Here is a 21,940-nt window from a genome sequence, read left to right as displayed (position 1 = left end):
AGATGCGCTCACAAGTCAGACCGTCAGCGCAGATTGACGCGGAGCGCGCCCGCGCCTGCAAAGGGCAGAAGCGCCAGCGTTCCAAGAGTGATGCCCGCAAGGATGGTCAGGGGCGTCTGGGGGCCGAAACCGTCGATCCCGCGCCTGACGGCGTCTGCACCGAAGATCAGCGTCGGCACATATAGCGGCAGCACCAGAAGCGACAGAAGAAGCCCGCCGCGCTTGAGACCCACTGTCAGCGCTGCCCCGAAAGCGCCGATCATCGACAGCGCGGGCGTGCCGATCAGAAGCGACATTGTCAGCCAGAAATGGCCCCCGGCGGGCAGGTTCAGAAGGATGCCCAAGACCGGCGCGGCCAGCGTCAGCGGAAGGCCCGTTGTCAGCCAGTGCGCCGCCGCCTTCGTCGCGACGAGGACTTCCAGCGGCAGAGGCGCCGTGGCCAGAAGTTCCAGCGAGCCGTCCTCGTGATCTGTGGCGAAGATGCGGTCCAGCGACAGGAGCGAGGCCAGAAGCGCGCCGACCCAGAGGATGCCGGGCGCGACAATTTCCAGAAGCGTTGCGTCCGGGCCAATGCCGAACGGGACCAGCACCACGAGGATCAGGAAGAAAGCCAGAGCCAGCCCGAAGCCTCCGCCTGCGCGGATGGCAAGCCGTAGGTCTCGTGTCAGAATGTGGATCATGTCAGCGTCTCGTCAAAGGCGCCCGGGGCGGTTTCCGGCATTGGCGGATAAGCGGTCATGTCGAGGACAGGTGCGTCGAGGCCGAGGTCGATATGGGTCGCGATAAGCGCGGCACCGCCCTGCCCCAGATGATCGGTGACGGCCTTCGCGAAAAGCGCGACAGACGCGGCGTCCAGAGCCACGGTCGGTTCGTCCAGCACCCAGAGCGGCCGGCCCGTGACCAGAAGGCGGACGAGACCGAGGCGCCGTTTCTGCCCGGCGGACAGCGCTCCGGCAGGCCGGTTCGCCAGGCCCGTGAGCGCGAAGGCGTCGAGGGCGGGCCGAATATCGCGCGTTCCGAACATTGCCGCCCAGAAGGTCAGGTTCTCGGTAACCGTCAGTGTCGTCTTGATTCCGTCGGAATGGGCCGCGTAGGCCACTGCCTCGGGGCCGGCCTGAACGGTTCCGCTCAGCGGCGGCTGAAGCCCCGCCACGGTGCGCAGAAGCGTCGTCTTGCCCGAGCCGTTGGGGCCGCGCAGGATCAGCGCCTGACCCGGCCCGAGCGTCAGCCCGATGCCCGAGGCAAGGCAGACGCCGCCACGCTCTATCGCGACATCGGTCAGGGTCAGAAGAGGCGCTTCGCTCATGACAGCGAGGTTTTCCCGAAGCAGCCGGGAATGTCCATGGCGCGCGGGGCGGTTGGCGGAGGACTCAGACCGGAAGCAGCGCCAGTCCCACACGCCGCCCTTCGCCCAAAAGGACGTTGTAGGTGCGGCAGGCCTGCGGGCTGGCCATGACCTCGACGCCAAGGCCGGCCTCCTCCAGAGCGGTGCGGAAGGGTTCGGGAAGATGTGCGATTTCCGGGCCGGTACCCACCAGCAGAACGTCGATGCTGTTCAGAGCGTCGAGAAGGGGTTTGGTGTCGTCGGTGCCGCCCCATGCCGTGACGCCCGCTTCGGGAAGGACCGCCAGCGGAGCCTGATGCGCCTCACCACCGATGCGGAAAAAGCCGGGGCCGTAGCCCTCGATCGGCAGTGCGTTGGAATAGACCACCTCGTTCAAGCGCATGGTGTCTCCCTCTCGTGTCAGTCCCAGAGCGGCAGGCCGTGCAACGCGGATACCGCGATGATCAGGTAAGCGGCGAACCGGTACATGCGTTCCGCCTCGGGCCGGAAAATTCGGGCGCCGATCCAGTTTCCGAGGGTATAGGGCAGGATCAGGACAAGTCCAAGCGTGACCGCCGAGAGCCTGAGGAACCCGCGGACGGCGAGGACAATGATCAGGATGGCGTCGAACAGGCTGAGGTAGAGCGTGTTGTTGGCGCGGATCGTCTTGGGCGGCAGGGCAGATGCCATGTAGAGCATGATCACCGGCGGTCCGGGCAGGCCCACGGAGCCGCCAAGGAAGCCACCAAGGGCTCCGGTTCCGAAGATCATCGGCCTGGTCAGTTCGCCCCTGTAGCGGACACCGCCGATGAGCAGGACGAGCAGAATGATGGCGACGAGCGAGACGCCGTAGCGAAAGACCTCGGGCTCGACCAAGGAAAGGACCCAGACACCGAGCGGCACCGAGATCAGCGCGCCAAGGCCAAGACGGGCCACGTCGCCCGGATGGCCGTCCTTCAGCGCGCGCGGCACATGGATCAACGGGCCGGTCAGGTCCATGATGACAAGGGTAGTGAGCGCCTCGAACGGGCCAAGGACCTGTCCGGCAACGGGCAAATACACCATCGCCGTCCCGAAGCCGGCAAACCCCCGGACGACGCCCGCCATGAGCGCCGCGAGGATCAGGTACCAGACACCCTCGATCTGAAAGACCGAGAGGATGACGTCAGGCATCAATGTTGCCGAACTGGTTGCCCTGATTGGCGTCGGGTTTGGACCAGTCGCGCTTGACGCCCAGCATCAGCACCACGTTCTTGGCCACGTAGACCGAGGAATAGGTGCCGACGATCACGCCCCAGGTGATCGCGAAGACAAAGCCCCGGATCACGTCGCCGCCAAGCGCCAGCAGCGCAATCAGCGCCAGAAGGGTGGTGCCCGAAGTCATCAGGGTCCGGCTGAGGGTCTCGTTGACGCTGAGGTTCATGACGTCGACCAGCGGCTTTTTCTTGTACTTGCGCAGGTTCTCGCGAAGCCGGTCGAAGATCACGACCGTGTCGTTGATCGAGTACCCCACAATGGTCAGAAGCGCCGCGATGGTGGCAAGGTCAAACCGGATCTGCAGAAGGCTGAAGATGCCGATGGTCAGGATCACGTCATGGAACAGGGCCACCACGGCACCGACGGAGAACTGCCATTCGAAGCGAAGCCAGATATAGATCAGGATCGCGCCGAGTGCGGCCAGAACAGCGATGACGGCGGTCTGGATCAGTTCGCCCGACACTTTGGGGCCAACCGATTCCACGGACGTGAAGGTCAGCGAGGGATCAAGCCCCTGGAGCGCGGTCTCGACCTGAAGGATGACGTCGCCCGAGACGCTTTCCTGCCCTTCCTGGGCCTGAATGCGGATCATGGCGACATTCTTGTCCGCGCCGAAGGACGGGTCGAAGACCTCGCTGATCGACACGTCGCCAAGCCCCAGCGGCTCGATCACGCCCCGGTAAGCGCCGGTGTCGACAGGTTGCACCGCTTCGGTGCGGATGGTCGTGCCGCCGCGGAAGTCGATGCCAAAATTCAGCCCGACAGTCAGCCAGAGCAGGACCGACGCGATCATCGCGACGATCGAGATACCCATGGTCAGGCGGGCATAGCGGAAGAAGTCGTAATTGGTCTCGGCCGGGACAAGTCTCAGTCGCATGGGCCTATACCTCGATTGTCCGGGGGCGCTTGCGTTCGAACCACATGACGATGATCAGGCGGGTCACGAAGATCGCCGTGAAGACCGATGTCAGGATGCCGATCCCAAGCGTTACCGCAAAGCCGCGCACCGGGCCGGAGCCGAGGGCGAACAGGATCACTGCGGTGATGAAGGTGGTGATGTTGGCGTCGATGATCGCGGAAAGCGCGCGTTCATAGCCAAGCTCGATGGCGCGGCTCGGGCCTTTCGCGGTCTTCAGTTCTTCGCGGATACGCTCGAAAACCAGCACATTGGCGTCGACGGCCATACCGATGGTCAGGACGATCCCCGCGATGCCCGGCAGCGTCAGGGTTGCACCGATGGCCGACAGAACGCCGAACAGGATCGCCACGTTCAGCAATAGCGCGATATTGGCGAAGATGCCGAAAAGGCCATAGCTGAGAGCCATGAAGGCAAGGACGGCGACGAAGGCCACGATACAGGCGATGCGTCCGGCCTCGATGCTGTCCTGACCGAGTTCGGGACCAATGGTGCGCTCTTCAAGGAAAACCATTTCGGCGGGAAGAGCGCCCGCACGCAACAGGATGGCCAGTTGCGTCGAGCTTTCGACCGAAAAGTTGCCGGTGATCTGGCCCGACCCGCCGGTGATCGGCTCGCGGATTTGCGGTGCCGTGATGACACGGTCATCAAGCACGGTGGCAAAAAGCGCGCCGACATTGTCGGAGGTATATTGCCCGAAGACGCGCGCGCCCTGCGGGTTGAAGCGGAAACTGACCGAGGGTTGGCCGTTCTGGTCGAAAGAAGGCTGGGCATCGACCAAGTCCTCGCCCGACAGAACGGGCGTCGATTCGACGACGTAATATTCATCCTCGATCTCGAGGTCCTGAAAAACCGCTTCGCCCGGTCCCGGCTGAACATTCGGGTTTGCGGTACGGCGCACGACCGGGTGGAAGGTCAGCCGCGCAGTGGTGCCGATGAGTTCTTTCAGCTCCTCGGCAGATCCGATGCCAGGCACCTGAATCAGGATACGGTCGGCGCCCTGCCGCTGGATCGTGGGCTCGCGCGTGCCGACCTCGTCCACGCGGCGGCGGATGATTTCGAGCGATTGCTGGATGGTGCGGTTGTCAGTGGCCGCCTTTTCCTCGGGCGAGAGCGCGACCGTGATGACGCCACCCTGCCCCGATACGACCAGATCCGTCGCCCCCACACCGGTCAGGCTTGCGACCGGCTGCGCCAGAGCGCGGACGGCGGAGAGAGCGGCCTCAAGACCATCGGGGTTGGATATGCGGACCTGAAGCTCACCCGCAGGCGCATCGTCCAGACGCTCTACAAAGCCGACCTGATCGCGGATTTCGACAAGCGCATCACGCACGTTCAGCCAGTAGCCGTCCATCCGGTCGTCATAGACATCCGCGACCTGCACTTCGGCCAGGAGATGCGCGCCGCCGCGCAGGTCGAGGCCGAGATTGACCAGTGAATTGGGCATCCAGCCGGGCCATGTGCCCGCGGCCTCTTCACGTTCGGGAGTGGCGCCCAACGCCTCGATCTCGGCCAGCGCGTCGTTATGCGTCTCGACCCGGCTGTAGAAGGCATTCGGGAATGCGAACAATATCCCGGCAAGGCAGACCGCCCAGATCAGGACGCGCTTCCAGGCGGCAATCTGGAGCATGAAGACCCCTTAGCTCTCGGCCGGTTCGGTCTTCGAACGGACGGTGGCGATGGTGTGTTTGACGACGCGGACGTTGACGCCCTGTGCAATCTCGATCTCGATCTCGGCGTCGTCACGTACCTTGGTGACCTTGCCGACAATCCCGCCCTGCGTCACGACCTGGTCGCCGCGGCGCAGGTTGTTGACCATGTTCTGATGCTCTTTCAGCTTTTTCTGCTGCGGACGGATCAGCAGGAAATACATGATGCCGAAAATCAGCAGCATCGGGATGACGAGAGAGGTGAAAACGTCGCCGCCACCGGCGGCCGACTGCGCGTAGGCAGGCGTCACAAACATCGTATTCAGTCCTTGGTCTGACGGGCGTCGAACGCCCCTGTTCTTGGTTGGCGCGCACCCTATCTGTGGCTTTGGGGGTTGGCAAGCAAGCCCCGTCGGATAAAGACAGGTTAAGAAAGGGGCTGTGGCTGCGCCAGAATTGGCCACCGGCACATCCGTTCCGCGACCGAGAAACTAGGGCGAACCGCTCTCCATGTCCGTCACCGTCGTCATCCCTACTCACAACAGGCCTGCGCTTCTGCGCGAGGCTGTAGAGTCCGCGCTGACGGCCAGCCCGCCTGACGGCGAGGTCCTCGTCGTGGATGACCGGTCCGAGCCGCCCGCGGTTCAGAGCCTTGATGATATTAACGATCCGCGTCTCAGGGGCATCGTGTCGACAGAGATGCCGGGCGCGTCGGGCAGTCGGAACGCCGGCATTCTGGAGGCGCGTCACGAGATCGTCGCCTTTCTCGATGACGACGATCTGATGCGCCCCGGTCATCTGACACGCGTTCTCGATATCACGCGGCAGACACCGGAAGCGGCTTGGGGGTTTTCGAACGCGCTATGGAGAGATGTCGCTTCGGGGGCGGACGAACCGGAAGACCTGCCGCTTGCCGAAGGTTTCGTGCCAGACGTGAAAATCCCGCGCTATACATTGGCAAGTGCAGGTCGGTCGCTCTGGTGCAGACGCAAGGCGTTGATCGAGGTGGGGCTTTTCGACCTGGATTGGAGAATAGACGAGGACGCTGACTTGTGCCTGCGCTTGATCTTCGCAGGCTACCGACCGTGGTTCTCTCCGGAGCCCGGTATCATTGCACGGACGAACCGCGCGCCGGACAGCAACACTGCCCAGATAACCGAGCGTATCGCGTCGGACCATCGCGCCCGTGCCTATTGCCAGACCTACGAACGCCATGCCCGCCACTTCCCGGCGCTTTCCCGCGGACGCTGGTTTCTGGCCACGCGGTTCCTGCGCCGGGCGGCGAAGGACGGGCAGTCGGCGCTCGCCGCTCGGACTGTGCTCCGTCGCGAGCCGCTGGCGCTCGTGTTGCTGGCCTATCTCGGCTTCAAGACGCTTCGCCACTATCGGGCCTCCTGACTTGCCAAGTCGTGCGCCCTTTGCGATAGGGCGATCATTCCACAAAAGGGCCAATTCCGATGCATGACATCCGCGCGATCCGCGAAAACCCCGAAGCCTTCGACGCCGCAATGGCGCGCAGGGGCATGTCGGGCGTGTCGTCGGGTATCCTGGCCATCGACCGCGCGCGTCGTGAAAAGATCACTGCCGCCGAAGCCGCTCTGGCCGAGCGCAATGCCGCGTCGAAAGAGGTGGGCGCTGCCAAGGCGCGCGGTGACGAGGCCGAGTTCGAGCGCCTCCGCGCGCTCGTGGCCGACAAGAAGGCGGAAATCGCCCGTCTGGAGGACGAGGCGCGGGCCGAGGATTCGCGGCTCCGCGATATGCTGATGGGGCTGCCCAACCTTCCCTATGACGACGTGCCGGACGGCGAAGACGAGAACGACAATGTCGAGATCCGGCGGTGGGGCGAGCCTCGCGAGTTCTCGTTCACGCCGCTCGAGCATTTCGACATTCCCGGCGTAAAACCCGGCATGGATTTCGAGACGGCGGCAAAGCTGTCGGGCAGCCGCTTCGTGCTGCTCTCGGGGGCCGTTGCGCGCCTCCACCGGGCGCTTGCCCAGTTCATGCTGGATGTCCATACGAGCGAGAACGGCCTTACCGAGGTCATCAGCCCCGTTCTGGTCAATGACGACGCGATGCTTGGGACCGGTCAGTTACCGAAGTTCGCCGAGGACAGCTATCAGACCCGCGAAGGCAAGTGGCTGATCCCGACCTCCGAGGTGACGCTGACCAATATCGTGGCGGGCCATATCGTCGATCCTGATTACCTGCCCCGCCGCTACACGGCGCACACCCAGTGTTTCCGCTCGGAAGCAGGCAGCGCCGGGCGCGATACGGCGGGGATGCTGCGTCAGCATCAGTTCGAGAAAGTCGAGATGGTATCGATCACCGCGCCCGAGACTTCGGACGAAGAGCACGAGCGGATGACGCGCCTTGCCGAAGACATCCTCGAGCGGCTCGGCCTCGCCTATCGGACGGTCAAGCTCTGCACCGGCGACATGGGCTTCGGCGCGCGCCGCACCCACGATATCGAGGTCTGGCTCCCCGGTCAGAACACCTATCGCGAGATCTCGTCGGTCTCGACCTGCGGGGATTTTCAGGCGCGTCGGATGAACGCGCGGACGCGGGATGCGGACGGTAAACCGGTCTTTCTGCACACGCTGAACGGCTCGGGTCTTGCCGTGGGCCGGACGCTGATCGCGGTTCTGGAGAACGGTCAGACCGAGGACGGCGGCGTGATGCTGCCGCAGGCTCTTGGTCCGTGGCTGGGCGGCAAGACGCGGATCACGCCGGAAGGCGCTTTGGTCTGAACGGCGCGCCCCCGACCCAAAAAGATGCCCTGGCGCCTGAAAGGCGCAGACGCCGGGGCGCTCGGTCCTCAGCCGGCGAGAAGTCCGGCAGAGACCGCAAGGGCAAGCTCGTCCGCATCCACCGCGCCATCGTCGTTGGTGTCGATTTCCTCGAAGACCTCGTCCGTCACGTTGGGATAAACGGCGAGGATTTCCTCCATCGAATAGGTGCCGTCTCCATCCGCGTCTTCAACAGCGGTTTCGGCGAGGCTTGCGGTGGCCAGCATCGCCAGACCGAACATGGCAAGAGTTCTTTTAAGCATTGCAGTTACTCCTATCGGTATGAAAGGCGCGGGCCCGGCGCCCCGGTGACGAAGCTTCGGTCAAGACAAGGCCCTCCGGCGCCTCGTCCCGCAAGCCGGGGCTGAGTGCCGCGCCTATCTCAGCCAAACGAGGCCGAAACCCGTCTCCGGGATAGGCGGCGTGCTGCAAAGCGATGGGCAAGGTCCTGCCGCAGGCGAGGGCTTGCCTGCCGGAGAACCGCGCCGGGCGGCCCTCTGCCGACCTGCGACAGATTGTAGACGAAACCGAGTGCCACCCTTCTGCATTGAGATCACATGATGAACACGAAAGCTGCCGCAGTCACAGTCCTTGTCCTTGCGATCGCCTTCGCAGGGTCGTCTGTCGTCTTCCCGTTTGCAGGGTTCGAGCCCGACGCTTTCCCTATTCCGCAGAACGATCCGCCCGCCCAGCCAGCCGGTTACGCGTTCAGTATCTGGCTGGTGATTTACCTATGGCTGATCCTGTCCGCCGCCTACGGCGTACTCCGCCGTGCCGATGATCCGGCATGGGCGGCAACGCGGGCGCCGCTGATGCTGTCGCTCGGCATCGGCATGTTCTGGCTCTGGGCTGCGTCTGTCAGCCCCATTCTGGCGACTCTCATGATCTGGGCGATGCTGGTGACCGGGGTTGCCGCTCTGGCCGAGAGCCCGGCGACCGACCGCTGGCTCCTGCGCGGTCCTATCGGGCTCTATGCGGGCTGGCTTGCTGCGGCGAGTTGCGTCTCGGTCGCGCTACTTGGCGCGGGCTACGGGTTCGGCTTTTCTCAGACCGGTTGGGCCTATGCTGTCGTCCTCGCCGCTGCGCTCGGCGCGATCGGCATCATCGCCTGGTTGGGGCGTGTTCACGAATTCGGGCTGGCCGTCGCTTGGGCGCTCGTGGCCATCGCCGTGAAATCGGCAAACACGGCGCCAGGTCTGGCAACCACCGCCGGAATCGCCGCAGCGGGCGTCGGCATCGTGGTTGCCATGAAGATGACCTCGACGAAGGTCTAGTCCTTCAGCGACGGTTTCCCGAGGTGCTTACGCAGCCGCGACGGCGTCGACTTCTTGCGGTCCTTGAACGGGTTCTTGTCGCCCTGCCCGCGGAACCACAGCCGGATCGGAGTGCCCGGCATGTCGAAATCCTGTCTGAGCCCGTTGATCAGATAGCGCTTGTACGCGTCGCTCAGCTTGTCGGGATGCGAGCACATCACGACGAAGCCTGGCGGACGGCTCTTGGCCTGGGTCATGTAGCGGAGCTTGATCCGGCGACCGCCCGGTGCGGGGGGCGGATGCGCCTCGACCATGGCGGCGAGCCAGCGATTGAGCGCCGCCGTCGAGACCCGCTTGTTCCACGTTTGATAGGCGCGGATCACGGCCTCTCGTAGCCGATCCAGTCCCCGGCCCGTCTTGGCTGACACGGTGACCAGAGGCGCGCCCCGGAGCTGCGGCAAAAGCGTCTCGAAGGATTGCTTAAGTTCCTTCAGCTTCTCCTGCCGGTTCTCTTCGATATCCCACTTGTTGACAGCCAAGACCACGGCGCGCCCTTCACGCTCGGCAAGGTCGGCGATCCTGAGGTCCTGCTGTTCGAACGGAATAGCCGCGTCAAGAAGGACGACGACCACCTCAGCGAACTTGACCGCGCGCAGACCGTCCGCCACCGACAGCTTTTCAAGCTTTTCCTGCACCTTGGCGCGCTTCCGCATCCCGGCCGTGTCGAACAGCCGCACGGGCATCCCGTCCCAGTCGAAAGGCAGCGAAATAGAATCGCGGGTGATCCCCGCCTCCGGGCCGGTCAGAAGACGTTCTTCCCCGATCAGCGCGTTGATCAGCGTCGACTTGCCCGCGTTCGGGCGGCCCACGACTGCAACCTGCAGGGGCCGCTCGGGCGTCGGCATCCGGAGGATTTCCGTGACCTCTTCGCCGTCCTCGTCGCTCAGGTCGATATCCGTTTCCGGAGCCACTTCTTCGATCCGGGCCGCCTCGGCGCCCTTTTCTTCCGCGATGGGGCGCAGGACCTCGATCAGGTCGGCAAGCCCCTCGCCGTGCTCGGCCGACAGCGCGATGGGGTCGCCAAGGCCCAGAGAATAGGCCTCGATCAGCCCGGCTTCGGCGGCGCGGCCTTCGGATTTGTTGGCCGCAAGGATCACGCGCGCGGATTTCCGGCGGAGGATGTCGGCAAAGACCTCGTCCGCGGGCAGCACGCCCGCGCGCGCGTCGATCATGAAGAGGCAGGCATCCGCCATCTCGACAGCGCGTTCGGTCAGGCGCCGCATCCGGCCCTGAAGGCTTTCGTCCGTCGCCTCTTCCAGCCCCGCAGTGTCGATCACCGTGAACTTGAGGTCCGCCAGACGCGCCGCGCCCTCGCGCAGATCGCGCGTTACCCCCGGCTGGTCATCGACCAGCGCAAGACGCTTGCCGACAAGCCGGTTGAACAGGGTCGATTTGCCGACATTCGGCCGACCGACAATGGCGAGTGTGAAAGACATGATCGCAGTCCCATGACGTCAAGAAACGGGGCCTTACACCCTTTCGGCGTCAGCGGAAAGCGTGGAGACGCCCGTCTTCCGTGACAACATAGAGGACACCGCCCGCCACGACCGGGTTTCGCGCCGCCCCGTCCGGCAGCGTATCGGTCGACAAAAGCGCGCCGCTTGCCGGGTCGAAGTTGCGGATCACGCCATCATCGGACAGGACGACCAGACGTCCACCGGCCAGAACCGGCCCGTAATGCGCAAAGGCGGTCTTCCGGCGGCTTTCGCGGTCGGCAGCGAAGAAGGGCAGCTCCACAGACCAGATCGTCTCGCCCGTCTCGGCGTCGAGCCGGATCAGCCTGTTCCTGTCGGAGACAAGGAAAACAGAGCCGCCATCGACCCAGACGGGACTCATCGCGCCCGCCTCGGCGGTCCAGAGAACTGTCCCGGATGCCGCATCCATGGCGCTTGTCCTGCCGCCATGGCTGCCCGCGTAGACGCGGCCGCCGGTCACGACCGGATCCCCCGTCAGATCGCGGACACGGGAGAAGGCGCGGGTCGCACGCTGACCCGCGACGCTGGCAATCCAGGCACGGCCACCGGTGGAGCGCACCGCCGACACAAGCTGACCGGAGGCGAAGGGGAAAATGACAAGCTCGCCCGACAGCGCCGGGCTGGGCCCGCCCACAAGGCTACGTTCTTCGGGCGTGCCGAGTACTTGCCAGAGAATCCGGCCCGTCGCCGCATCGATGGCCCAGCCTGCGGCGTTCCGCGTGGTCAGGTAGACGACGCCGTCCGCAGCCATGGGCGCGCCCGTCGCGGCGGCTTCGAGTTGCTGTTCCCAGATGACCGCGCCACTGGCAGGGTCAAGCGCCGTGACCCGGCCGAACCCGGTGGTCACGAAAATCCGTCCGCCGTCAGCGGCGATCCCGCCGCCAGAGGCCTCGCCCCGGCGTTCGCCCGGCGGGGTCAGATCGGTAGTCCAGAGCGCACTGCCGGACAGGTCAAAGGCGCTGACCTGAGCCTCGCTGTCGAGCGTGAAGACACGGTCGGACCAGACGATCGGGTCGGCGGTCAGCCGTTGTCCCCGCGAATTCCCGGCGCCGATATCGGCAGACCAGACCAGCGACAGGGGCTGGCGTAGCGCAGGATGCCGGATGGCATGCGTCTGGCTGCCGCCCTTGTGGTCCCAATCCGCATTCGCGACGGCGGGCGGCAGCGAGATGGGCAGAGTCCGGTTGACGGTTTCAGGCTGGTCCTGCGAGGGGCGCAGCGCTTCGCGCGGCCCCTCGAGGATGATTTCCTCATCCCCACAGCCAGCGAGGACGACAAGGCCTGCCGCAACAAACGCCTTCAGGAGCCCATTCACCGAAACCACCCTCCCTGAGTGCCCCGTGCCCCGGCAGACTTACTGCGCGAGAGCGGCCTGGGGGGCGCCCAGGCTCACAATCAACTGAGTGGCGCGACGGCGCAAGTCCTCGGTGACCGAGGCATCGACAAGAATGCCCCGCAAAGTCTCGATCGCCGCGTCCGTCCGGCCCATCTCGATCTCGGCCAGCGCAATCTGTTCCAGCGCCATCAGAGAAAAGGCGCTGCCACCCACGACCAGCCCGTTCAAGCGCTGGATGCGCGCTTCGGGGTCGGTCCGGCCGGCGCCCAGCATCGCTGCCTTCAGCGTCGCAAGCTCCTGATAGACAGCCGGAGTGCCCGGATTGACGGCAAGCGTTTCGAGCACCGCGATCGCGTCATCGACGTCACCTGCCTCGACCAGCGCGGTCGCCTGCGACAGCGCGATCAGCGCCACACGGCCCGCATTGTCGCCCGGATCGATGCCTGCAAGCGCGTCGGCGCGAGTGGCCGCATCGTCAGCCTCGAAAGCGGCCAGAAGCGCATCACCGGCGGCCTCGGCCTCGGCCTGGGCGCGGGCCTTGAAGAATTCGTTGATGGCCGCCCCGCCGACGATCACGACAACCGCAACCAGCGGGATCCATCCATAGCGGCGAAAGAGCTTGTACAGACGTTCGCGACGCACCTCTTCGGTGACTTCGTTGATGAAAGAGTCCTGATTAGACACCGGACAATCCTGCTCCTGTGGCGGTCGCGGCTCTCTTATCCCGCGTTCGGGCGGATTGCAAAGGCGGCAAAAACCCCATCCGGTGCCATTTTTATCGGCCCTCCCCCTTGTAATCTTGTGGAAGACGGAAGAAGTGACTAATCTGAACTAAACGGTTCAGCGCGTTTTAGCGTATGAGGAAGTAAAGACCGCATCGGGTTGTTGCCCGGTGTGAGACCGAAGAGAAACCTGATGCGATTTTTTCCGATCCTGACCGCAGTTGTGGTCGTCGCCGTGCTGTATTTTCTGGTCTTCGAACGGGACCGGCTTCTTGAATTCGCAGGCGCGCCTGCCGAGGAAACGGTCATTCCCGCCGAAACGGACGCACCCGAAGATGTTACCGTTGCGGAGGAGGACGACGGCGGAACGCGCGTCGCGGTCGTTGCCATGCGGTCCGAAGCGCAGACGGTGGATGGTGCCGTGATCCTGCGCGGCCGGACCGAAGCCGAACGCAAGGTCGATGTCCGGGCCGAGACTTCGGGTCAGATCATCTCGGAGCCGCGCCGCAAGGGCAGCTTCGTCGAGGCCGGAGAGGTGCTCTGCCGTCTCGACCCCGGCACGCGGGAAGCGGCGCTCACAGAAGCCGAAAGCCGCAGGACGCAGGCCGAGGCCGCCCTCCGCGAGGCCGAGATCAACAACACCGCCGCCTCGCGCCTGTCCGAAGACGGCTTCGCATCGGAGACGCGCGTCGCTGGCGCCGAAGCCGCGGTAGAAGCGGCTCGTGCTGCAGTTCAGTCTGCCGATGCCGCCATCGCATCGGCCCGTAACGAACTGGAAAATCTTGAAATCGTTGCTCCGTTTGGCGGTGTTCTCGAAAGCGACACCGCGGAACTGGGCGAGTTGCTGCAACCCGGTTCGCTTTGCGCCACGGTCTATCAGCTTGACCCGATCCGTCTGGTTGGCTTCGTGCCCGAAGCCATGGTCGACCGTGTCGAACTGGGTGCTCTGGCCGGTGCGCGACTGACGTCCGGACGAGAGATCGTCGGACGGGTCACCTTTATCAGCCGTTCGGCAGACGAGAACACCCGCACCTTCCGCGTCGATATCGAGGTGCCGAACAGCGACCTGTCGATCCGCGACGGCCAGACCGCCGAAATCGTGATCCAGTCCGATGGCGAGGTCGCGCATCTTCTGCCGCAGTCGGCGCTGACGCTGAACGACGAGGGAACGCTCGGGGTGCGCGTCGTGGCCGATGCCCGCGCCGCGTTCCAGCCGGTCAGCGTGCTTCGCGACACGATTGATGGTATCTGGGTTTCTGGGTTGAACGAGACCGCCGAGGTCATCGTTGTCGGCCAGGAATTCGTGACCGAGGGCGTGCCGCTGACCGTAACGTACCGGGAGGACCAGCAATGACGGGTGTCGTCGACTGGGCCGCAAGCCGTGCCCGAATGGTCATCGCCTTTATCGTGCTGTCTATCCTGGCAGGCGCGTTCTCCTATGCGGGTCTGCCGAAGGAAGGTGAGCCGGATATCGAGATTCCGGCGCTTTTCGTGTCTGTTCCCTTTCCCGGCATCTCGGCGGAGGACAGTGAAAAACTGCTCGTGAAGCCGATGGAGACAGAGCTTGCCGATCTCGACGGGCTCAAGAAGATGAGCGGGACGGCGGCCGAGGGCTATGCCATCGTGGTGCTCGAATTCGAATTCGGCTGGGACAAGACCAAGATCATGGCCGATGTCCGCGACGCCATGTCGAAGGCCGAAAGCCAGTTTCCCGCAGGCGCCGATCAGTACACCATCGACGAATTCAATTTCTCGGAATTTCCGATCATCATCGTCAACCTGACGGGCGCCCTGCCCGAGCGGACTTTGCTGCGCGTTGCCAAGGACTTGCAGGACCGTCTTGAAGGTCTCGAGCCGGTGCTCGAAGCCGCCCTGACGGGTCATCGCGACGAGATGGTCGAAGTCGTCATCGATCCCTTGCGGCTTGAGGCCTACAACGTCACCGCTGGCGAACTGATCAACGTGGTCGTCAACAACAACCAGTTGATCGCGGCAGGCGAGATCGAAACCGAGACCGGAGCCTTCGCGGTCAAAATCCCGTCGTCTTTCGACGAACAGCAGGACATCTACAATCTGCCGGTCAAGGTAAACGGCGACCGGGTGATCACGCTTGGCGATCTGGCCGATATCCGACTGACCTTCGAGGACCGGGCCGGTACGGCGCGCTTCGACGGTGTGAACACGGTTGCGCTGCAGGTGGTGAAGCGGAAGGGCTTCAACATCATCGAGCTGAGCGAGCTGGTGAAGGCAGAGATCGACGCCGAACGTGCGTCCTGGCCACCCGAGCTGCAGCAGGCCATCGATGTCGGCACGTCCAACGACCAGAGCCGGGTGATCGAATCCATGGTCAGCCAGCTTGAAGGCTCGGTCCTGACGGCTATCGCGCTGGTCATGATTGTCGTGCTGGCGACGCTCGGCTCGCGCTCGGCGCTTCTGGTGGGCTTCGCTATTCCGACCTCCTTCCTTCTGTGTTTCGCGCTATTGGCGATCATGGAGGTGCCGATCTCGAACATCGTGATGTTCGGGCTGATTCTGGCCGTTGGTATGCTGGTGGATGGCGCCATCGTCGTCGTCGAATACGCGGACAAGCGCATTCAGGAAGGCACGGGCCCCATGGCGGCCTATGTGGAGGCAGCCAAGCGGATGTTCTGGCCGGTGGTGTCCTCGACCGCGACGACGCTTTGCGCGTTCCTTCCGATGCTGTTCTGGCCAGGCGTGCCGGGTCAGTTCATGGGGATGCTGCCCGTCACGCTGATCTTCGTGCTGTCGGCCTCTCTGGTGGTCGCGCTGATCTATCTGCCCGTGATGGGCGGGGTCGCGGGCCGGATGAGCCGTGTTTTCGAACGCGGATCGGATGCGCTGATCCGCGTGGCGCCCTGGTGGCTCCGTGCGCTTCTGGTGCCGCCCGTCCTGTACATGATGTTCATCGCCGCAATGCAGGTGCTGAACCCGACTTATCTTCTGGGCGACGGCGCAGGCGTCCAGGGGTCGCTTTTCGGCGCGGTGCTTTTCATCGCTTCGGCGATGGCGGCCTCGGTCGTCCTTGGCGCGGCCCGGATCGAGCGGCGGCGGACGCGGATCGATGCCGGCTATCGCCGCACTCTGTTCGGACGCTTCATCAACCTGATCGCGGGCAATCCGATCATGCCGCTGGTCTCGATCGCGGCCATCGCGTTCTTCGTGGTCTCGGTCTTCGGCTATTTCGGTCAGAACAATAACGGCGTGGAGTTCTTCGTCGAGAGCGAACCGGAACAGGCCATCGTCTATGTCCGGGCGCGGGGTAACCTGTCTCTGTCCGAGAAGGACGCGCTGGTCCGACAGGCAGAGGACATCATCCTGACCACCGAAGGCGTCGACAGCACCTTCGCCTTTGCCGGTGCCGGAGGGCTGAACGCCAATACAGGCGGCGCGTCCGGCCCCAACGACACGATCGGGCAGGTCCAGATCGAGCTTATCCCGTGGGAAGACCGCGCCGCATACGCCGCTGCGAATGACGTACCTCTGGAGGATCTCGACGGCGATCGCGTGCTCGAGGTGCTGCAAGCACGTCTTGACCAGATCCCCGGCATTCGTATCGAGATCCTGAACCTGTCGCGCGGCCCAGCCTCGGGCAAGCCGGTCCATTTGCGCCTGAAGGGCGACGACTGGGACGAGCTGCTGGAAACAACGCGCCTTGTTCGTGCAAAGTTCGAGAGTACCGAAGGCCTGATCGATATCGAGGACAACCGTCCCCTGCCCGGCATCGACTGGCAGATCAATGTCGATGTCGAGAAGGCGGGCCGTTATGGCGCGGATGTGGCCACGGTGGGCGGCATGGTGCAGCTTGTCACGCGCGGCATTCTTCTGGACACGATGCGGGTCGATACCTCTGACGAGGAAATCGAGATCCGCGTGCGCCTGCCCGAAGAGGACCGCGTTCTATCCACGCTCGACACGCTCAAGGTGCGGACGCCGGGCGGTCTGGTTCCTCTGTCCAACTTCATCACCCGCGAGCCGGTCGCGCAGCTGGCCCAGATCAACCGTGTCGGGCAGAAACGCTATTTCGACGTTAAGGCGGATGTGGCGCCGGGACTGGTGAATGACGCGGGCCAGCCGCTGACTGCGAATGAGCGGATCGCGGCGTTGACCGAGTGGCTTGAGACCGAACGCCCTCTCCCCGCCGGCGTCGACTGGGAATGGACCGGCGACCAGGAGGATCAGGCGGAAAGCCAGGCCTTCCTGCAGGTCGGTTTCTCGGCGGCGCTCGGGCTGATGTTCATTATCCTGCTGGCGCAGTTCAACTCGTTCTACAACGCGGTTCTGGTCCTTCTCGCGGTGGTCCTGTCCACAACGGGTGTGCTTATCGGGATGCTGGTGATGGATCAGCCCTTCTCGATCATCATGACCGGTACGGGGATCGTCGCGCTTGCGGGGATCGTGGTGAACAACAACATTGTCCTGATCGACACCTATCAGGAATACTTACAATACATGCCCCGGATCGAAGCCATCGTCCGGACCGCCGAAGCGCGTATCCGCCCTGTTCTGCTGACGACAATCACTACCATGGCGGGTCTGGCACCCATGATGTTCGGCCTCAGCCTCGACTTCATCGGAGGCGGCTATTCCATCGACAGCCCGACGGCGCTCTGGTGGAAGCAGCTCGCCACGGCGGTTGTGTTCGGCCTAGGCATCGCGACGGTCCTGACGCTGATCTTCACACCGTCGATGCTTGCCCTGCGCGTCTGGATATCGACCGGCGCCTACCGGTCCTTCACGCAGCTTCGGGCGCTGTCGCACGGCGCAGGGTCGAAACCTGCTCGGGATCTTGCGCTGCGCCGCGCGGCCCGCAAGGTGAAGAACACCGACCTCGTCTGGGAGTTCGACGACTTGCCCGCAAGGCCACGCGAAGGCGCTCCGCTGAGAGCCGCAGAGTAGACGCCTGACCCCATGCCATGATCTGTCTCGGCCGGGAGAGCTAAGACCCGGCGGTTGACTATTCCTCCCCACACCCCATGATTGCTTGGTGGGGGTGCTAATGAATTTGGATCAGCTCGTATTTCAGTGGCTTAACGGTTTTAATGATTACAATGACGCCGTTTCGGCAGTCTTGAATTTGTTTCTTTCGCAGTACCACTTTCGCACCGTCCCATACATGATGGCCTTCTGGGCGCTATGGTTCTTACCCGACACTGCGGAAGCCCGGACAGACCTGCGTATCAGGCTAGTTGCCGTAGCGCTCATGGTTTCTGCCTCTGTAGGGATCACGCGCGCGCTTGCGAATTTCCTGCCGCTCAATACGCGCCCCATCCACACCGAGGGCCTCGACGTGGTTCTCCGGGAAAGGCAGGACACCACCATCCTTGACGGGTGGAATTCAATGCCGAGCGATCATGCCTCTCTTGGTATGGCACTTGCAGTCGGGATGCTGCTGCTCCACCGAAAGACCGGGCTCTTCCTGATCCTGTGGACTGTCTTCATTGTTTCGGTCCCACGCATCGTTTCCGGGCTGCATTGGCCGTCGGACGTTCTTGCCGGATGGTCCATCGGGGCGCTCTGCGTGCTAGCGCTGCTGCCACCCATCCGGCGCGTCGTGGCCTGGAGCGGAATTGTCCCTTTATTCGAGAAACGCGAGCCTGTTGGGTATGCGCTGCTCTTTCTGCTCACCTACGAGATCGCGTCGCTCTTCAGCCTGTCGCGATATGTGCTGCTCGGCATCATCGAATGAATGCACACCCATATCGCCTGTCAGGACGGCCCTAGCCCGCCTCTCTGACAACTGACCGGTCCTCATCCTCTTCGCCGGAGGCCTGCCGCTGCCAGAGGCCATAGTACCGGCCCTCGGCCGCCAACAGTTCGTCATGCGTGCCTTCTTCCACGATGACGCCCTTTTCGAGAACGACGATCCGATCCGCATCCGCAATCGTTGAGAGACGATGCGCGATTGTAAGGACCGTCCGGCCTTTGCCCATGGCTTTCAGCTCGCTCTGGATTTCCACTTCGGTCTCGGTGTCGAGCGCGCTCGTCGCCTCGTCCAGAAGCAGGATCGGAGGATTTTTGAGGAGCGTCCGGGCGATACCCACACGCTGCTTCTCGCCGCCGGAGAGCTTGAGACCGCGCTCGCCCACGGCGGTCTGATAGCCTTCGGGCAGACTTTCGATGAAGGTGTCGATCTTGGCGGCGCGGGCAGCCTCGATCACCTCAGCGCGGGTCGCTTCGGGGCGGCCATAGGCGATGTTGTAGAAAATGGTGTCGTTGAAGAGCACCGTGTCCTGCGGCACTACGCCGATCTGGGCGTGGAGGCTGTCCTGGGTCACGTCGCGCACGTCCTGCCCGTCGATCTTCAGCGCGCCACCGCCCACGTCGTAGAAACGGAATAAAAGCCGACCTATGGTCGACTTGCCAGACCCCGACGGGCCGACAATGGCCACCGTCTGACCGGCCGGCACATGCAGCGTAACCCCCTTCAGGATGGGCCGCGCCGGGTCGTAGCCGAAATGCACATCCTCGAAGGAGACCTCTCCGCCCGTGACCTTGAGAGCCTTTGCGCCCGGCTTGTCGCTGACCTCCTGCGGTTGCTCCAACAGATCGAACATGTCGCCCATGTCGATAAGGCTCTGTCGGATTTCGCGATAGACCGTGCCAAGGAAGTTCAGCGGCATGGTGATCTGGATCATGTAGGCGTTCACCATCACGAAATCGCCCACGGTCAGCCGCCCGTCCGCGACGCCCATGGCGGCAAGCACCATTACGCCCACCAGCCCGCAGGTGATAAGGAAGGACTGGCCGAAGTTCAGGAAGCCGAGCGTGTATTGCGTCTTGAGGGCGGCGGCGACATAGCGCTCCATCGCCCCGTCATAGCGCTCGGCCTCGCGCGCCTCGGCGCCGAAATACTTGACGGTCTCAAAGTTCAGCAGGCTGTCGATGGCCTTCTGGTTGGCGTCGGTATCCTGCTCGTTCATCTCCTTGCGGATCTTCACGCGCCACTCGGTGACGGCGAAGGTGAACCAGATGTAGATTCCGATGGTGACCGCCACGATGGCCAGATAGGTCCAGTCGAAGACCACGGCCAGGATGATCCCGATGAGCGCAAGCTCCAGCACCAGCGGGCCGATGGAGAACAGGAGGAAGCGAAGCAGGAACTCGACGCCCTTGACCCCGCGCTCGATGATCCGGCTCAGCCCGCCGGTCTTGCGCGTGATGTGGTAGCGCATACTCAAGCGGTGGATATGGGTGAAGGTCTCGAGCGCCAGTTGCCTCAGCGCCCGCTGGCCCACAGCGGCGAAGATCATGTTCTGCACCTGCTGGAAGCCCACGCCCATCAGACGCGCCAGCCCGTAGGCCACGGTCAGCCCGACTGCTCCGAGGCCAAGCGCCCAGGCGGGGTCCGCGCCCTCGCCCGCCAGCGCATCGACGGCGGCTTTGTAGAAGAAAGGCGTCGAAACCGAGATCACCTTGGCCACCAGCAGAGCCAGCATGGACAGGACCACGCGGCGCTTCACCCAACCCATGCCGTCGGGCCAGAGATAAGGGGCGACCTTGCGTATCGTGCGCAGGCCGCTCCTGCGCTCGCGTTCGGCCGAAAAGGTATCGCTCATGCCTGTCTTCTCCGCTGCCGCGCGACCCTAGAGCCACGCCGCAGGAATGGCCAGATCACTCGGGCACGGTGAAGATCTGTCCGGGATAGATCAGGTCGGGATTGCGAATGCGGTCGGTGTTGGCCTCGAAGACGCGGACATAGAGAATGCCCTCGCCATAGCGCTCGCGCGCGATGCCCCAAAGCGTGTTGCCGGGCTGAACCGTGACCAGGGCCACCGGCGCGCGCTCGGTCCGGCCATCGTCAAGCGCGCGAATGGCCTCGACCGCCTCGCGGCGGAAGGGCGTTTCGGCCCGGCTCACGACTTGGCCCGCGTCGTTCAGTTCGTCGACCCTGAGCGTGTAGGTGCCGGTGTCGATCTCGGGCAGGTCGGCCCGCCATCCGCCATCGGCCTCGATTGGCGCGTCCAGAAGCGGGCGGTTGTCCAGATAGACCCTCACCGAGGTCGAGCCGGTCGACCGGCCCGTCACCGCCACCTCGCCCTCGCTGTCATAGCTGATCGCGTCGATGGAAACGTTGTCCTGCACCTCGGGCGCGTCACCTGCGGATTGCAGGACGCGCACGCCGGTGCTGTCGGCCAGAAGAACGGTCGGGGCCGAAAGTTGCTCGGGCGCGTTTTGGCTGACCGGGGATGTGGCGGGTGCATCGGGCGCGGTCTCGGGCGCTGCAGCCACCTCAGCTGCGCCAGTCCCTTCAGCGCTTTCCGAAACCGGCGTTTCGGTGAGTGGTTCGTCTGCCGCCGCGATGTCTTCGCCCGAAACGCTTTCGGTCGCGGTGCCTTCGGTCACTTCCTCAGTAGCCTGCTGGTCGGAGATGACGGTCTCGGCGGGCGCGGCGGGGGCGTTTGCGACTGTCTCATCCGCTTGGGTTGGCTCGACGGTCGCTGACGCATCACCGGCTGTTTCGGTCGTGGGCGCTTCAGTCGGCGCCGCCGCGGGGTCCGCCTCGGCGACCATGATCTCGGGGCTCGGCGCGAGGATGATGGTCGCCTCGGCGATCATCTCGCTGCCATCGGCAAAGACCTCTGACAGAGACACGACGCGGGGCCGGTCCGACCGGCCAAGCGACAGAAGCGCCACGAAGCCGCCATCCGGTCCGACCAGCGCCTCGCCTACCGGCTCTCCGTCCAGAAGCACCGTCACGGTCGACCCGGGCGAGGCCCGCCCCGCGATAACGGTCTCGCCATCCGGCTCGACGCGTACGATGTCGAATGTGGCGGAGGGTCGGGCGGGTTCAGCGTCGGTGTCGGCGGCCTGTGCGGGCTCGGCGGCGGCGATGTCGGATACCTCTTTCCCTGAGGCTTCTGCGTCCGACTCGTCGTCAGACACAGCGTCGGCGCTATCCTCTGGCGCCGGAGACGGCTCGCTTCCGCTGTCGATCACGACCGGCGCAGGCACTGGTTCGGATGCCTCGGGGACCGCTGCAACCGGCACCTCATCGGTGTCGCGCAGCGCGAAATAGACGATCAGCAAGATCGCGATAATGACGGCCAGAGCGCCGCCAACCCATGTCCCTTTCACCCGATCGTCTCCTGTACCGGGGCCCCATCCCTTTGAGCGCGGCATCAACTTGTCCCCACCGCGCTT

At 64.1% G+C, this 21,940-nt stretch carries 19 protein-coding genes; 6 read left to right on the top strand and 13 right to left on the bottom strand.

The window, feature by feature from the left end; translation table 11 throughout:
* Nucleotides 1-23 precede the first annotated feature (23 nt).
* From ccmB to yajC, 7 genes are all read right to left on the bottom strand, one after another.
* Nucleotides 24-680, bottom strand: coding sequence for a heme exporter protein CcmB (ccmB, locus tag GQ651_RS04035; RefSeq protein WP_160762920.1), 657 nt, complete (start codon nt 678-680; stop codon nt 24-26).
* On the bottom strand, nt 677-1,306 hold the full coding sequence (gene ccmA, locus GQ651_RS04030) for a heme ABC exporter ATP-binding protein CcmA (RefSeq protein ID WP_160762919.1): 630 nt from the start codon (nt 1,304-1,306) through the stop codon (nt 677-679). The genes ccmB and ccmA overlap by 4 nt, the downstream gene beginning before the upstream one ends.
* A gap of 64 nt (nt 1,307-1,370) precedes the next feature.
* Nucleotides 1,371-1,727 (bottom strand): Mth938-like domain-containing protein, encoded by a 357-nt coding sequence (locus tag GQ651_RS04025; RefSeq protein ID WP_160762918.1) that lies wholly within the window; start codon nt 1,725-1,727, stop codon nt 1,371-1,373.
* 17 nt (nt 1,728-1,744) lie between these two features.
* Nucleotides 1,745-2,497, bottom strand: coding sequence for a sulfite exporter TauE/SafE family protein (locus tag GQ651_RS04020; RefSeq protein ID WP_160762917.1), 753 nt, complete (start codon nt 2,495-2,497; stop codon nt 1,745-1,747).
* Entirely contained in the window at nt 2,490-3,458 is a 969-nt protein-coding gene (gene secF / locus GQ651_RS04015) for a protein translocase subunit SecF (protein ID WP_160762916.1), read from the bottom strand. The genes GQ651_RS04020 and secF overlap by 8 nt, the downstream gene beginning before the upstream one ends.
* A 4-nt stretch (nt 3,459-3,462) precedes the next feature.
* Nucleotides 3,463-5,127, bottom strand: a complete 1,665-nt coding sequence (gene secD / locus GQ651_RS04010) for a protein translocase subunit SecD (protein WP_160762915.1) — start codon at nt 5,125-5,127, stop codon at nt 3,463-3,465.
* Between the two features lie 9 nt (nt 5,128-5,136).
* Nucleotides 5,137-5,463, bottom strand: a complete 327-nt coding sequence (gene yajC / locus GQ651_RS04005) for a preprotein translocase subunit YajC (RefSeq protein WP_160762914.1) — start codon at nt 5,461-5,463, stop codon at nt 5,137-5,139.
* A gap of 193 nt (nt 5,464-5,656) precedes the next feature.
* Between yajC and GQ651_RS04000 the strand changes: the two genes are divergently transcribed.
* Nucleotides 5,657-6,544, top strand: coding sequence for a glycosyltransferase family 2 protein (locus tag GQ651_RS04000; protein WP_160762913.1), 888 nt, complete (start codon nt 5,657-5,659; stop codon nt 6,542-6,544).
* 59 nt (nt 6,545-6,603) lie between these two features.
* On the top strand, nt 6,604-7,893 hold the full coding sequence (serS, locus tag GQ651_RS03995) for a serine--tRNA ligase (RefSeq protein ID WP_160762912.1): 1,290 nt from the start codon (nt 6,604-6,606) through the stop codon (nt 7,891-7,893).
* Between the two features lie 68 nt (nt 7,894-7,961).
* Here the strand turns inward: serS and GQ651_RS03990 are convergent, their stop codons facing one another.
* Entirely contained in the window at nt 7,962-8,195 is a 234-nt protein-coding gene (locus GQ651_RS03990) for an EF-hand domain-containing protein (protein ID WP_160762911.1), read from the bottom strand.
* Nucleotides 8,196-8,489: 294 nt separating this feature from the next.
* Here GQ651_RS03990 and GQ651_RS03985 point away from each other — a divergent pair, with 294 nt between their 5' ends.
* Complete coding sequence (locus GQ651_RS03985) at nt 8,490-9,206, top strand: hypothetical protein (RefSeq protein ID WP_227257951.1); 717 nt, start codon at nt 8,490-8,492, stop codon at nt 9,204-9,206.
* On the opposite strand, the gene der is transcribed toward GQ651_RS03985, so the two are convergent.
* The 3 genes from der to GQ651_RS03970 are packed head-to-tail and all read right to left on the bottom strand — an operon-like array spanning nt 9,203 to nt 12,740.
* Entirely contained in the window at nt 9,203-10,681 is a 1,479-nt protein-coding gene (der, locus tag GQ651_RS03980) for a ribosome biogenesis GTPase Der (RefSeq protein WP_160762910.1), read from the bottom strand. The two genes, GQ651_RS03985 and der, sit on opposite strands and share 4 nt — an antisense overlap.
* A 49-nt stretch (nt 10,682-10,730) precedes the next feature.
* The gene (locus GQ651_RS03975) at nt 10,731-12,035 is read right to left on the bottom strand and encodes an outer membrane protein assembly factor BamB family protein (RefSeq protein ID WP_160762909.1); all 1,305 of its coding nucleotides are present in this window, start codon (nt 12,033-12,035) and stop codon (nt 10,731-10,733) included.
* Between the two features lie 39 nt (nt 12,036-12,074).
* A complete protein-coding gene (locus GQ651_RS03970) occupies nt 12,075-12,740 on the bottom strand; it encodes a hypothetical protein (protein WP_160762908.1) in 666 nt (221 codons plus the stop codon).
* A 231-nt stretch (nt 12,741-12,971) separates the two neighbouring features.
* Between GQ651_RS03970 and GQ651_RS03965 the strand changes: the two genes are divergently transcribed.
* The 3 genes from GQ651_RS03965 to GQ651_RS03955 all read left to right on the top strand — a co-directional run bounded on the left by GQ651_RS03965 (nt 12,972) and on the right by GQ651_RS03955 (nt 18,485).
* Nucleotides 12,972-14,132, top strand: coding sequence for an efflux RND transporter periplasmic adaptor subunit (locus tag GQ651_RS03965; protein ID WP_160762907.1), 1,161 nt, complete (start codon nt 12,972-12,974; stop codon nt 14,130-14,132).
* Nucleotides 14,129-17,695, top strand: a complete 3,567-nt coding sequence (locus GQ651_RS03960) for an efflux RND transporter permease subunit (protein ID WP_160762906.1) — start codon at nt 14,129-14,131, stop codon at nt 17,693-17,695. The genes GQ651_RS03965 and GQ651_RS03960 overlap by 4 nt, the downstream gene beginning before the upstream one ends.
* Nucleotides 17,696-17,795: 100 nt before the next feature.
* Complete coding sequence (locus tag GQ651_RS03955; RefSeq protein ID WP_160762905.1) at nt 17,796-18,485, top strand: phosphatase PAP2 family protein; 690 nt, start codon at nt 17,796-17,798, stop codon at nt 18,483-18,485.
* A gap of 31 nt (nt 18,486-18,516) precedes the next feature.
* Here the strand turns inward: GQ651_RS03955 and GQ651_RS03950 are convergent, their stop codons facing one another.
* A complete protein-coding gene (locus GQ651_RS03950; RefSeq protein ID WP_160762904.1) occupies nt 18,517-20,355 on the bottom strand; it encodes an ABCB family ABC transporter ATP-binding protein/permease in 1,839 nt (612 codons plus the stop codon).
* 55 nt (nt 20,356-20,410) lie between these two features.
* The gene (locus tag GQ651_RS19020; RefSeq protein WP_160762903.1) at nt 20,411-21,874 is read right to left on the bottom strand and encodes a LysM peptidoglycan-binding domain-containing protein; all 1,464 of its coding nucleotides are present in this window, start codon (nt 21,872-21,874) and stop codon (nt 20,411-20,413) included.
* Between the last annotated feature and the right edge of the window lie 66 nt (nt 21,875-21,940).

Origin of the sequence: Kangsaoukella pontilimi, assembly GCF_009830125.1 — a bacterium.
GTDB classification, from domain to species: Bacteria; Pseudomonadota; Alphaproteobacteria; order Rhodobacterales; family Rhodobacteraceae; genus Kangsaoukella; species Kangsaoukella pontilimi.
Note: the sequence above shows the minus strand (reverse complement) of the source record. Positions and strands in the feature narration are given on the sequence as shown.

Bases quoted from the DNA above. Each gene is read 5' to 3' on its own strand.
- GQ651_RS03965 (WP_160762907.1), top strand. From the start codon at position 12,972: ATGCGATTTTTTCCGATCCTGACCGCAGTTGTGGTCGTCGCCGTGCTG.
- GQ651_RS03950 (WP_160762904.1), bottom strand. From the start codon at position 20,355: ATGAGCGATACCTTTTCGGCCGAACGCGAGCGCAGGAGCGGCCTGCGC.
- serS (WP_160762912.1), top strand. From the start codon at position 6,604: ATGCATGACATCCGCGCGATCCGCGAAAACCCCGAAGCCTTCGACGCC.
- GQ651_RS04000 (WP_160762913.1), top strand. From the start codon at position 5,657: ATGTCCGTCACCGTCGTCATCCCTACTCACAACAGGCCTGCGCTTCTG.
- ccmB (WP_160762920.1), bottom strand. From the start codon at position 680: ATGATCCACATTCTGACACGAGACCTACGGCTTGCCATCCGCGCAGGC.
- yajC (WP_160762914.1), bottom strand. From the start codon at position 5,463: ATGTTTGTGACGCCTGCCTACGCGCAGTCGGCCGCCGGTGGCGGCGAC.
- secF (WP_160762916.1), bottom strand. From the start codon at position 3,458: ATGCGACTGAGACTTGTCCCGGCCGAGACCAATTACGACTTCTTCCGC.
- GQ651_RS04020 (WP_160762917.1), bottom strand. From the start codon at position 2,497: ATGCCTGACGTCATCCTCTCGGTCTTTCAGATCGAGGGTGTCTGGTAC.
- GQ651_RS03990 (WP_160762911.1), bottom strand. From the start codon at position 8,195: ATGCTTAAAAGAACTCTTGCCATGTTCGGTCTGGCGATGCTGGCCACC.
- ccmA (WP_160762919.1), bottom strand. From the start codon at position 1,306: ATGAGCGAAGCGCCTCTTCTGACCCTGACCGATGTCGCGATAGAGCGT.
- GQ651_RS03985 (WP_227257951.1), top strand. From the start codon at position 8,490: ATGATGAACACGAAAGCTGCCGCAGTCACAGTCCTTGTCCTTGCGATC.
- der (WP_160762910.1), bottom strand. From the start codon at position 10,681: ATGTCTTTCACACTCGCCATTGTCGGTCGGCCGAATGTCGGCAAATCG.
- GQ651_RS04025 (WP_160762918.1), bottom strand. From the start codon at position 1,727: ATGCGCTTGAACGAGGTGGTCTATTCCAACGCACTGCCGATCGAGGGC.
- GQ651_RS03960 (WP_160762906.1), top strand. From the start codon at position 14,129: ATGACGGGTGTCGTCGACTGGGCCGCAAGCCGTGCCCGAATGGTCATC.
- secD (WP_160762915.1), bottom strand. From the start codon at position 5,127: ATGCTCCAGATTGCCGCCTGGAAGCGCGTCCTGATCTGGGCGGTCTGC.
- GQ651_RS03955 (WP_160762905.1), top strand. From the start codon at position 17,796: ATGAATTTGGATCAGCTCGTATTTCAGTGGCTTAACGGTTTTAATGAT.